This is a genomic window from Mycobacterium sp. E3298, from assembly GCF_001666895.1.
In the GTDB taxonomy this organism is placed as follows: Bacteria; Actinomycetota; Actinomycetes; order Mycobacteriales; family Mycobacteriaceae; genus Mycobacterium.
Window position 1 is genome coordinate 1 of sequence record NZ_LZJB01000419.1, and the last position, 10,399, is coordinate 10,399.

General features: G+C 70.6%; 10 protein-coding genes, 1 other RNA gene and 2 pseudogenes. 7 read left to right on the forward strand and 6 right to left on the reverse strand.

Going from position 1 to position 10,399, the window contains the following annotated elements:
• A partial coding sequence (locus tag A9X05_RS19925; protein ID WP_067783637.1) for a 1,4-beta-xylanase occupies positions 1 to 917 on the forward strand: 917 nt, incomplete at its 5' end.
• A gap of 150 nt (positions 918 to 1,067) precedes the next feature.
• Positions 1,068 to 2,597 carry a CYTH and CHAD domain-containing protein gene (locus A9X05_RS19930; protein WP_067783639.1) on the forward strand — a complete coding sequence of 510 codons (1,530 nt, stop codon included), beginning with the start codon at positions 1,068 to 1,070 and terminating at the stop codon, positions 2,595 to 2,597.
• Between the two features lie 6 nt (positions 2,598 to 2,603).
• Here the strand turns inward: A9X05_RS19930 and rnpB are convergent.
• An RNA gene (rnpB, locus tag A9X05_RS19935) (RNase P RNA component class A) lies at positions 2,604 to 3,004 on the reverse strand.
• 102 nt (positions 3,005 to 3,106) lie between these two features.
• Between rnpB and A9X05_RS19940 the strand changes: the two genes are divergently transcribed.
• From A9X05_RS19940 to A9X05_RS19955, 4 genes are read left to right on the forward strand one after another with little or no spacing between them, the layout of a single operon-like run.
• Positions 3,107 to 3,817 carry a 2OG-Fe(II) oxygenase gene (locus A9X05_RS19940; RefSeq protein WP_067783643.1) on the forward strand — a complete coding sequence of 237 codons (711 nt, stop codon included), beginning with the start codon at positions 3,107 to 3,109 and terminating at the stop codon, positions 3,815 to 3,817.
• 45 nt (positions 3,818 to 3,862) lie between these two features.
• Positions 3,863 to 5,032, forward strand: a complete 1,170-nt coding sequence (locus tag A9X05_RS19945; protein WP_067757966.1) for a cytochrome P450 — start codon at positions 3,863 to 3,865, stop codon at positions 5,030 to 5,032.
• Positions 5,029 to 5,223, forward strand: coding sequence for a ferredoxin (locus tag A9X05_RS19950; RefSeq protein WP_067757963.1), 195 nt, complete (start codon positions 5,029 to 5,031; stop codon positions 5,221 to 5,223). The genes A9X05_RS19945 and A9X05_RS19950 overlap by 4 nt, the downstream gene beginning before the upstream one ends.
• A gap of 44 nt (positions 5,224 to 5,267) precedes the next feature.
• On the forward strand, positions 5,268 to 6,779 hold the full coding sequence (locus A9X05_RS19955; protein ID WP_067758020.1) for a molybdopterin-dependent oxidoreductase: 1,512 nt from the start codon (positions 5,268 to 5,270) through the stop codon (positions 6,777 to 6,779).
• A 3-nt stretch (positions 6,780 to 6,782) separates the two neighbouring features.
• On the opposite strand, the gene A9X05_RS19960 is transcribed toward A9X05_RS19955, so the two are convergent.
• The 5 genes and pseudogenes from A9X05_RS19960 to A9X05_RS19980 form a co-directional block, all read right to left on the reverse strand.
• Positions 6,783 to 6,983 carry a hypothetical protein gene (locus A9X05_RS19960; protein ID WP_067757960.1) on the reverse strand — a complete coding sequence of 67 codons (201 nt, stop codon included), beginning with the start codon at positions 6,981 to 6,983 and terminating at the stop codon, positions 6,783 to 6,785.
• A 21-nt stretch (positions 6,984 to 7,004) separates the two neighbouring features.
• Positions 7,005 to 7,586 (reverse strand): TetR-like C-terminal domain-containing protein, encoded by a 582-nt coding sequence (locus A9X05_RS19965; RefSeq protein WP_067757957.1) that lies wholly within the window; start codon positions 7,584 to 7,586, stop codon positions 7,005 to 7,007.
• A 19-nt stretch (positions 7,587 to 7,605) separates the two neighbouring features.
• Positions 7,606 to 8,718 (reverse strand): bifunctional RNase H/acid phosphatase, encoded by a 1,113-nt coding sequence (locus A9X05_RS19970; RefSeq protein WP_067783645.1) that lies wholly within the window; start codon positions 8,716 to 8,718, stop codon positions 7,606 to 7,608.
• Complete coding sequence (locus A9X05_RS19975) at positions 8,715 to 9,452, reverse strand: zinc ribbon domain-containing protein (protein ID WP_067783648.1); 738 nt, start codon at positions 9,450 to 9,452, stop codon at positions 8,715 to 8,717. Before A9X05_RS19975 ends, A9X05_RS19970 begins: the two co-directional genes overlap by 4 nt.
• Positions 9,452 to 9,988, reverse strand: a pseudogene (locus A9X05_RS19980) (Nif3-like dinuclear metal center hexameric protein); the annotation flags it as partial. The gene A9X05_RS19975 and the pseudogene A9X05_RS19980, both read right to left, overlap by 1 nt.
• Before the next feature lies 1 nt (position 9,989).
• On the opposite strand from A9X05_RS19980, the pseudogene A9X05_RS19985 reads away from it, so the two are divergent.
• Positions 9,990 to 10,399, forward strand: a pseudogene (locus A9X05_RS19985) (Nif3-like dinuclear metal center hexameric protein); the annotation flags it as partial.

Here is a 10,399-nt window from a genome sequence, read left to right on the forward strand (position 1 = left end):
CCCGCGCCAACGGGCTCAACTCGGTGCGCGTCTTCCTGCACGACCAGCTGTGGACGCAGGACCGTCGGGGATTCCAGGCCCGCGTCGCCCAGTTCGTCGACATCGCGGCGCGCCACGACATCAAGCCGCTGTTCGTCTTGTTCGACTCCTGCTGGGATCCCCGCCCCGAAGCCGGTCCGCAGCGCGCGCCGACGCCCGGCGTACACAACTCCGGCTGGGTACAGAGCCCGGGCGCGGAACGCCTCGGTGACCGCGGCTACGTCCAGACCCTGCGCGGCTACGTCACCGGGGTGCTGACGCAGTTCCGCACCGACGACCGCGTTTTGGGCTGGGACCTGTGGAACGAGCCCGACAATCCGTCGAAGTACTACCGCTCGGCCGAGCGGGACGACAAGCTCGACCTCGTCGCCGACCTGCTCCCCCAAGTCTTCGGCTGGGCCCGCTCGGTCGATCCGTCCCAGCCGCTCACCAGCGGAGTCTGGGATGGCGAGTGGGCCGACGCGGGGCGCCGCAGCGTGATCAGCGGCATCCAGCTGGACAACTCCGACGTCATCACCTTCCACTCCTACGCCGAGCCGGGAGAGTTCGAGAGCCGCATCGCCGAGCTCACACCCCAAGGGCGCCCGATCCTGTGCACCGAATACATGGCCCGGTCGTTGGGCAGCACCGTCGAGGGCATCCTGCCCGTCGCCAAGCGTTACAACGTCGGCGCGTTCAACTGGGGACTGGTCGCCGGGAAAACCCAGACCGTATTCCCCTGGGACTCATGGGAGCACCCCTACCCCACCGTGCCGGCCGAGTGGTTCCACGACCTGCTGGCGCCCGACGGACGGCCCTTCCGCGATCCCGAGGTTCAGGCGATTCGCGAGCTGAGCGGCCTGGCGATGCATCTGCGCGAAGATCCGTCGCCCGGCTGATCTACCGACCCCGATTCTCGACGGCCGGCCCACGGCGCGTGGCGGCGATCGCCGCCATTCGCGTAGCCGCGGTATGGCAGGCTATGGGAGCCCATCACCACCGTCCCCGACGTTCAAGGCCGCGGCGACGCGCCCTCAACGGAGCCGAAAATGCCTGCAAAAGCGCCGCAGACCTCCCGTCATTTAGAGGTCGAGCGCAAGTTCGATGTCGGCGAGTCCGCCGTGTCACCCTCGTTCGAAGGCATTGCCGCGGTGGCGCACGTCGACAAGTCGCCGACCCAGACGCTGGACGCGACGTACTTCGACACGCCCAACCAGGACCTCGCCCGCAACAAGGTCACCCTGCGCCGCCGGACCGGCGGCACCGACGCGGGATGGCACCTGAAGCTGCCCACCGGTCCCGAGGCGCGCACCGAGGTCCGGATGCCGCTGGACGCGTCCGGGGCCGACGCGGTGCCGGAGGAGTTGATGGACGTCGTGCTGGCGATCGTCCGCGACCGCCCCCTCGTGCCGGTCGCGCGCATCACCACCCGGCGCGAAAGCCAGGTGTTGTACGGCGCCGACGGCGCACCGCTGGCCGAGTTCAGCAACGACCACGTCACCGCGTGGTCGGCCCGTACCTCCGAGGACGCCGACCTGGAACCCACCCAGCAGGAGTGGCGCGAATGGGAACTCGAGCTCGTCGAGTCCGGCGGGACACCGGACACCGAGCTGCTCGACCGGCTGGGTAACCGGCTGCTGGACGCCGGCGCCGCACCCGCCGGCCACGCCTCCAAGCTGGCCCGGGTGCTCGGCACGACACCGCAACCCGACGCCGACCCCGCCGAGCACCCGCTGCAGCGCGCGGTGGCCGCGCAGATCCGCGAACTGCTGGTGTGGGACCGCGCCGTGCGGGCCGACGCCTTCGATTCCATCCACCAGATGCGGGTCACCACCCGCAAGCTGCGCAGCCTGCTGCGCGACTACCAGGAGTCGTTCGGATTGCCCGACGACGGCTGGGTCCTCGACGAACTGCGCGAACTGGCCGGCATCCTCGGCATCGCCCGCGACGCCGAGGTGCTCGCGGAGCGTTACGAGCGCGAATTAGACGGACTGACAGCCGATCTGGTGCGCGGACCGGTGCACGAGCGCCTGGTCGGCGGCGCCCAGCGCCGCTACCAGACCGGGCTGCGCCGGTCGCTGATGGCCATGCGGTCGCAGCGCTACTTCCGCCTGCTCGACGCCCTCGATGAGATCGCGGCCCAACCGCCCGGCAGCGCGACGGGCGAGGAGCACGCCCCGGTCACCATCGACTCCGCCTACAAGAAGGTGCGCAAGGCCGCCAAGGCCGCAGCCCAGGTCGACGAAGACCACCCCGACCATCCGCACGAGCGCGACGAGGCGATCCACCGGATCCGCAAGCGGGCCAAGCGCCTTCGCTACACCGCCGCGGCCACCGGTGAGGACAAGGTGTCCGAACAAGCGAAGGCGGTCCAGTCACTGCTCGGCGACCACCAGGACAGCGTGGTCAGCCGGGAGCACCTGCGGCATGAATCCGAAGCCGCGCACGCCGCCGGCGAGGACACCTTCACCTACGGCCTGCTCTTCCAGCAGGAGGCCGACCTGGCCGAGCGGTGCGAGCAACAGCTCGACGACGCGTTGCGCAAGCTCGCCAAGGCGGTGCGCAAGGCACAGCGCTGAGCGGGGCGGACGAGTTGGCCTGTAAGCCGGATTCTGTTCCGCGCGCCACCGGAGACCGGGGACGCGCAGCGGCGACCATCCATCTGGACACACCGTTGCCGGGTGCCTCGAGCGGCCTACCCGCAGGCTCGGGCGAGCGACCCTCGAACGCCTGCGCGGCCGCACCTCACGGCGCGGCCTTCTTGGCCTTGCTTCGGGTGGGGTTTGCCTAGCCACCCCGGTCACCCGGGATGCTGGTGCGCTCTTACCGCACCGTTTCACCCTTACCACCGCGAGGGTGGCGGTCTGTTTTCTGTGGCACTGTCCCGCGAGTCACCTCGGATTGCCGTTAGCAATCACCCTGCTCTGTGAAGTCCGGACTTTCCTCGAACCGCCGTGCGGCGGTCCGCGGCCGCCCGGCCAACTCGTCCGCGACGATCCACGGTACTACCCGCGCGATCCCGGGGCCAGCAACCATCGCGCGGCGGCCCTATCGTGGACCACGCAGGCAGGCACAGGGAAGGACGCCGATGTCCCGGTGGAAGAAGCGCGTCGACGCCGGCGAATGGGACGCCATCGCCGCCACGCTCGACGAGTACGGCGGGGCGCTGCTGCCGCGGTTGATCACCGACGGCGAGGCGGCCCGGCTCCGCAAGCTCTACGACGACGACGGCCTGTTCCGCTCGACCATCGACATGGCGCCCAGGCGGTACGGCGCCGGGCAGTATCGCTACTTCCACGCCCCCTATCCCGACCCCATCGAGGAGCTCAAACAGGCGCTGTACCCGAGGCTGTTGCCGATAGCCCGCGACTGGTGGGGCAAGCTGCGCCGCGACGCGCCGTGGCCGGACAGCCTCGACGATTGGCTGGCCAGCTGCCACGCGGCAGGCCAGACCAGGTCCACCGCGCTGATGCTCAGGTACGGCCCCGGCGACTGGAATGCCCTGCACCGAGACCTCTACGGCGACTTGGTCTTTCCACTGCAGGTGGTGATCAACCTCAGCCATCCCGACACCGATTACACCGGCGGCGAATTCCTGCTCGTGGAACAGCGGGCGCGTGCGCAATCCCGCGGCACGGCAACCCAATTGCCGCAGGGTCACGGGTTCGTTTTCACCACGCGTGAGCGGCCGGTGCCGTCGAGCCGCGGCTGGTCCGCGGCGCCGGTGCGCCACGGTGTCTCGGTCGTGCGGTCCGGCGAGCGCTTCGCCATGGGGCTGATCTTCCACGACGCGGCCTGAGGGAAGACCATTGCCCAACCGGGGTGTTGGTGCCAGTCTGACCAGATGACAGATACCGAAGGGTTCGTCGACCAGACGGTGACGGGTCTCGCGGAACCGCAGCCGATGTACAAGGCGTTGCGCGAATCGAGTCCGGTGTTCCGGTCGCCGCAGGCGGTCGTTCTGAGCCGGTTGGCCGACATCGAGATGGCGCTCAAACACACGGAACTGTTCTCGTCGAACATGGACGCGGTCGATCTGGGCAATGTCCGGCCCCTGATCCCGCTGCAGATCGACCCGCCCGAGCATGCGAAGTACCGCCGCATCCTCGACCCGCTCTTCACGCCGCGGGAGATGGCCCGCCGCGAACCCCGCGTCACCGAACTGGTGAACGAGATGATCGACCGCTTCGCCGACCGGGGCGAATGCGACTTTCACGCCGAGTTCGCGGTGCCCCTGCCCTGCACCGTTTTCCTGCAGTTGCTCGGGTTGCCGCTGGAAGACCTCGACAAGTTCCTGGAATGGAAGGACGGGGTGATCCGCCCGGAGGGGGACTCCGGCTTCGACCGCCGCCACGAGAGCTCCGCCGCGGTCGCCCAACAAATCTACGACTACTTCGACCGCGCCATCGACGACCACATCGCCAGCCCCCGCGACGACGTGCTGTCGGCGATGATCGCGGCCGACATCGCCGGCCAGCCGCTGTCGCGCGAGGAACTCCTGGACATCTGCTTCTTGTTCCTGATCGCCGGCCTGGACACCGTCACCGACTCGCTCGACTGCTTCTTCGTCTACCTGGCCCGCCATCCCGAGCACCGTCGCCAGCTGGTCGAGCAGCCCGACGTGCTGCCCAGCGCCGTCGAGGAGTTGTTGCGCTGGGAGACACCGGTGCCGGGCGTCGCCCGGGTCGCCGTTCAGGACGTCGAGGTGGGCGGGTGTCCAATCAGCAAGGGCGAGCGGGTCAGCCCGCTGCTGGGGGCGGCCAACACCGACCCCGCCGAGTTCGCCGACCCGGAGCTGGTGGACTTCACCCGCAACCCGAACCGGCACCGCGCGTTCGGCGGTGGTCCGCACCGGTGTCTCGGCTCCCACCTGGCCCGCATGGAGCTGCGGGTCGCGCTGCGCGAATTCCATCGCCGCATACCGGATTACGAGATCAGGCCCGGCACCCAGTTGACCTACACCGCCGCGCTGCGCTCGGTGGAGGCGCTGCCGCTGGTATTTCCGACGTCATGACCCGCGTCTCGGTGGACGCCGACCGCTGCACCGGGCACGGCCGCTGCTACACGCTGGCGCCCGACGTCTTCGACGCCGACGAGGTGGGCCACTCCGTCGTGCTCGTCGGCGACGTCTCCGGTGAACTCGAGGCCCAGGCCGTCACCGCGGAGCAAAACTGCCCCGAAGGCGCCATCTCCCTGACCCGTTGAGACCCAAAGTGAATCCGGTGGCGACCGCGCCGTCCAACGATCGGATGATCGCGGGGGTCGCCGCCGCATCGGTCGCGCTCGGGGTGGCCCAACTGGTGGGCATCCCGTTCGGTGCGCGGGCCGACGCGCGGGCCGCGATCGGCACGGCCGTCGTCGACCTGACACCCGGCCCGGTCAAGGAGTGGGCGATTCAGACGCTGGGCTCGTCGGACAAACTCTTCCTCGCCGCGGCCGTGCTGGTGGTGATCGCCGCGATCGCCGCCATCGCCGGGACGTTCGAGACTCCGCGCCGCCCGGTCGGGAGCGCCGTGATCGCCGCGGCGGGCGCGCTCGGCTGCGTCGCGGTGCTGTCGCGGCCGGGCGCGACGGCGCTCGACACCATCCCGACCCTCGCCGGCGCCGCCTGCGGCGTCGCCGCCCTGCGCCTGCTCACCCGCCGCCTACGCCCGGTCCCCGAAGACACCGGCGACCACGACGAGCCGGATGCCGGCAGGCGCCGGTTGGTCGTGCTCGGGGTACTCGGATTCGGCGTGGTGAGTGGCGTTGCGGGCGCTGTCATCACGCGGTTGGCGCATTCGGTCGCCGCCGACCGCATCAGCTTCGCGCTGCCCAAACCGCGCACCCCGGCGCCCCCGATACCCCCGGATGTGCAGCCGAAAGGCGTTGCGCTGCCGAGCTTTGTCACCCCCAGCGCCGACTTCTACCGGGTGGACACCGCGCTCAGCGTCCCCCAACTCAGTCACTCCGACTGGCGGCTGCGCATCCACGGCATGGTGAACCGGGACGCCACCTACGGCTTCGCCGACCTCGCCGGCTTTGAGGTGGTCGAAAAGGTGGCCACGCTCACCTGCGTGTCCAATCCCGTTGGCGGCAACCTCATTTCGACCGGGGTCTGGACGGGCTATCGCGTGGCCGATCTGTTGGCCGCGGCCGGTGTGCGTCCGGAAGCCGACATGGTGCTCTCGACGTCGATCGACGGGTTCACCGCGGGAACGCCGGTGGACGCGCTCACCGATGGCCGCGACGCGCTGCTGGCGGTCGCCCTCAACGGTGAGCCCCTGCCCATCGAGCATGGCTATCCGGCCCGGCTGGTCGTGCCCGGGCTCTACGGGTACGTGTCGGCCACCAAGTGGGTCGTCGACATGGAGCTGACCCGCTTCGACAAGGCGGAGGCGTACTGGACGCGGCAGGGCTGGGCGGCGCGCGCGCCCGTCAAGACCGAGTCGCGGATCGACGTGCCGAAAAGCGGCCAGCGGGTGCCGGTGGGTCCCGTCGTTTTCGGCGGCGTGGCGTGGGCGCAGAATCGCGGCGTGCGGTCCGTGGAAGTCCGCGTCGACGACGGCGCCTGGCAGGCCGCCGAACAGGGCGCCAGCTACTCCAACGAGACGTGGCGGCTGTGGAGCTTCCCCTGGCAGGCGAAAGACCCTGGGCGGCACACCATCACGGTGCGCGCCACCGACAACACCGGGGCCACCCAGACCTCGGACAGGGCCGCCAGCGTCCCCGACGGCGCCACCGGCTGGCACACGGTGGACTTCACCGTCACCGGGGCCTGACACCTACTTCGACGACAGCTTCCGCCAGCTGAGCACCGCGATCACGATGCCGATCACCGCCGTGATGGGACCGATGACGGACCAGGTCGTGGTGTTGCTCATCGGGCTGCCGCCAAGCACCCCGAATCCCTGCAGCGCCCAGATCAAACCGAACAACGCGACGATCACACCCAAGGCCAATGTCGCGACCGCTGTCCTTCTCATAGGCGGATGGTACGACCCGGCTCAGCGGCGGGCCAGGGCGTGCCACGCCATGTCGACGATGGCCGCGCAATAGCCGTCGTCGACGGGAACGTCGGAGTACAGGGCGCGAATGTTGAGCGGCGCCAGCACGATCTGAACGGCGGCCAGGGTGTCGACGCCCTCGCGCAGCTCGCCCCGCTCCCTGGCCCGGTCCACGATTGCGCGCACGGCGGCGAAATGCACCATCCAAAATCTCACCCGGGTAGCTTCGTCGTGCCCGCCGCGGGTGTCCATCACCAGCGCACGCAGTATTGTGCGGCCGACCTCGGTGTTGATCCGGTTCGTCACGTTGCGGGCCAGGGCCTCCAGGTCGCCGCGCAGCGACCCGGTGTCGGTCCCCGCGCTCTCGCTCTCCAGGTCGGAGAGCACCGCATCCACGATGAGTTGGCGCCGATCCTCCCAGTACCGGTACACCATGGCCGCGTCGATGCGGTGCCGCTCGGCCAGCGCCTCGATGCTGAACCGCTCGAGACCCCAGCGCGCCAGCTCGTCGAGCACCGCCGGCATCACCCGTGCCCGGACATCCGCGGGGACGGATTCACGGATCGGCTCGGACGGCTGCATCGACGTCTCCTTACCCCGGCTAGAGGTACCCGGTTTGGTTCACCAGGCGCACGGACGAGGCCCCGTCAGGATAGAACTCGGCGATGCTCAGCGACGCCAGATCGAGGTGCAGGCGATAGAGCATGCCCGGCCCGGCCTCCAGCGCCAACCGCAGCAGCATCTTGATCGGCGTCACGTGCGACACCACCAGCACCGTCGTGCCGGGGTGCGCGGCGATGATCCGTTCGCGGGCCCGCACCACCCGGTCGAGCACGTCGTCGAAGCTCTCACCCCCCGGCGGGGTGGTGCCGGTGTCACGCAGCCAGCGGCCGTGCAGCTCCGGGTCGCGCTCGGCGGCCTCGCCGAAGGTCAGCCCCTCCCACGCGCCGAAATCCGTCTCGATCAAGTCGTCGTCGACGGTCACATCCAGGCCGAGCGCCTTGGCCGCCCGGGCCGCGGTGTCGTAGGCCCGCTGCAGGGGCGAGGCGAACACCGCCGAGATCCCGCCGCGCTCGGCCAGATATCGCGCCGCGGCGTCCGCCTGGCGGCGACCCACCTCGGTGAGCGCCGGATTGCCGCGACCCGAATAGCGGCGCTGCGCCGACAGCTCGGTCTGGCCGTGCCGCAGCAACAGCAGCCTGGTCGGCGTGCCGCGCGCGCCCGTCCAGCCTGGCGCCTGCGGGGATTGCGGCACAACGGTTTTCGGGGGCTCGGCCGCGCGCTCCTCGGGTTCTTCCGCCAGGCCGCCGGCGGCCGCCGCGTCCATCGCCTCGTTGGCCAGCCGGTCGGCGTAGGAGTTGCGCTCACGCGGAATCCATGTGTAGCTGACCCGGTCGAACCGCGCCGCCAGCGTTCGGGCCTGGCCGTGCAGTTCGACCAGGTCGGGATGCTTGACCTTCCACCGCCCCGACATCTGCTCCACCAACAGCTTGGAATCCAGGAAGACCGCGGCCTCGGTGGCGCCGAGTTGCAGGGCGTCCTCCAAACCGGCCAGCAGTCCACGGTATTCGGCGACGTTGTTGGTGGCCCGGCCGATGGCCTGCTTGTTCTCCGCCAGCGCCGTCGAGCGGTCCTCGGTCCACACGACGGCCCCGTAGCCGGCCGGTCCCGGATTGCCGCGCGAGCCGCCGTCGGCCTCGATCACCACCTTCATTGGTCGAAGCCCTTGACCCGCAACAGGATCGCGCCGCACTCGGGGCATCGCACCACGTCGTCGTCGGCCGCGGCCGAGATGCGGGACATTTCGCCCCGGTCGATCTCGAGTCGGCAGGCGCCGCATCGGCGTCCCAGCAACGGCCCGGCGCCCGGGCCTCCCCCGGCGCGCTGGCGTTCGTAGAGCGCGGCCAGGGCGGGGTCCAGTTCGGCGGTCAGGGCCTCGCGGCGCGACGAATGCGCCTCCCGAGCCGCACTGATTTCGGTGAGCGCGGCGTCGAGAGCCTGCCGGGCGCCGGCAAGTTCGGTCTCCAGCGCCTCGACCTTGCGCTGCGCGTCGTCCAATTGGGACTGCAGCTCCTCGCGGCGCTCCATCACCTCCAGCAGCGAATCTTCCAGGCTGCCCTGGCGACGCGTCAGCGTCTCGAGCTCGTGCTGCAGGTCCGACAGTTGCTTGGCGTCGGCGGCGCCGGACTGCAGCAGCGACCGGTCGCGGTCTTCGCGCTGGCGGACCGCTTCGATTTCGGACTCGAACCGCGACACCTGAACATCGATGTCCTCCAAGGCGATCCGAATGGCGCCCACCCGGTCGGCGGCGTCGTTGAGTTCGTCCTGCAACCGCTCGCAGGCCTGTTGCTCGGCCAGATGGCCGGCCCGGTGCGTGATGCGGGACAGCTCCGCATCCAGTTTCGACAGCTCGAGCAGCGAACGCTGCTGAGCGACTTCGGCCTTCATCACGCCTCACCCCCGGTCTCGTCGCCGCACTGCCCCATGGTCCAGGGGTCGGTGCGGATGGTGCACACCCGCACCGCCAGCGCCGCACCGAAACGGGACCGCAGCACGTCGGCGGCCTGGTGGCACCACGGAAATTCACTGGCCCAGTGCGCCACGTCCACCAGCGCCACAGCAGAACCCCGGCGATGCTCGTCGGCCGGATGGTGTCGCAGGTCGGCCGTTACGTAGGCCTGCACCCCTGCGGCCGCCGCGGCCGCCAGCAGCGAGTCCCCCGCGCCGCCGCAGACGGCGACCCGGGACACCGGCAGGTCGGGATCGCCCGCCGCGCGGACCCCCCAGGCCGTCCGCGGCAGCGCGGCGTCCACGCGGGACACGAAGTCGCGCAGCGGTTCCGGCCGGGGCAGGGCGCCGATCCGCCCCAGCCCGGCGTCGCCCGGCGCGGGCACCAACGCGAACACGTCGAACGCCGGCTCCTCGTAGGGATGGGCGGCGCGCATCGCCGCCAGCACGGCTCCCCGGATCCGCGCGGCCGCGACCGACCTCGACAAGTGGGTGGTCTACGTGCCGCGCGAGAACTCAGAAGCGGTGCAGGCGGCCGTGTTCGAGGCCGGCGCCGGGCACATCGGCGACTACTCGCACTGCAGCTGGAGTGTCAGCGGCATCGGCCAGTTCCTGCCGCACGAAGGGGCGTCGCCCGCGGTGGGCAGCGTCGGCACCGTCGAGCGGGTGGCCGAGGATCGGTTCGAGGTGGTCGCGCCCGCGCGGATCCGGGGAGCCGTGCTGGCGGCGATGCGCGCCGCCCATCCCTACGAGGAGCCGGCGTTCGACGTGTTCGCGTTGGTGCCCGCGCCGGGCGACGCCGGGCTGGGGCGGATCGGCGCCCTGCCCCGGCCGGAACCGCTGCGCGACTTCGTGTCCCGCGTGGACGCCGCGCTGCCGCGTGCGGC

Coding starts and splice junctions, on each gene's coding strand:
- A9X05_RS19930 (WP_067783639.1), top strand. CDS start 1,068: ATGCCTGCAAAAGCGCCGCAGACCTCCCGTCATTTAGAGGTCGAGCGC.
- A9X05_RS19940 (WP_067783643.1), top strand. CDS start 3,107: ATGTCCCGGTGGAAGAAGCGCGTCGACGCCGGCGAATGGGACGCCATC.
- A9X05_RS19945 (WP_067757966.1), top strand. CDS start 3,863: ATGACAGATACCGAAGGGTTCGTCGACCAGACGGTGACGGGTCTCGCG.
- A9X05_RS19950 (WP_067757963.1), top strand. CDS start 5,029: ATGACCCGCGTCTCGGTGGACGCCGACCGCTGCACCGGGCACGGCCGC.
- A9X05_RS19955 (WP_067758020.1), top strand. CDS start 5,268: ATGATCGCGGGGGTCGCCGCCGCATCGGTCGCGCTCGGGGTGGCCCAA.
- A9X05_RS19960 (WP_067757960.1), bottom strand. CDS start 6,983: ATGAGAAGGACAGCGGTCGCGACATTGGCCTTGGGTGTGATCGTCGCG.
- A9X05_RS19965 (WP_067757957.1), bottom strand. CDS start 7,586: ATGCAGCCGTCCGAGCCGATCCGTGAATCCGTCCCCGCGGATGTCCGG.
- A9X05_RS19970 (WP_067783645.1), bottom strand. CDS start 8,718: ATGAAGGTGGTGATCGAGGCCGACGGCGGCTCGCGCGGCAATCCGGGA.
- A9X05_RS19975 (WP_067783648.1), bottom strand. CDS start 9,452: ATGAAGGCCGAAGTCGCTCAGCAGCGTTCGCTGCTCGAGCTGTCGAAA.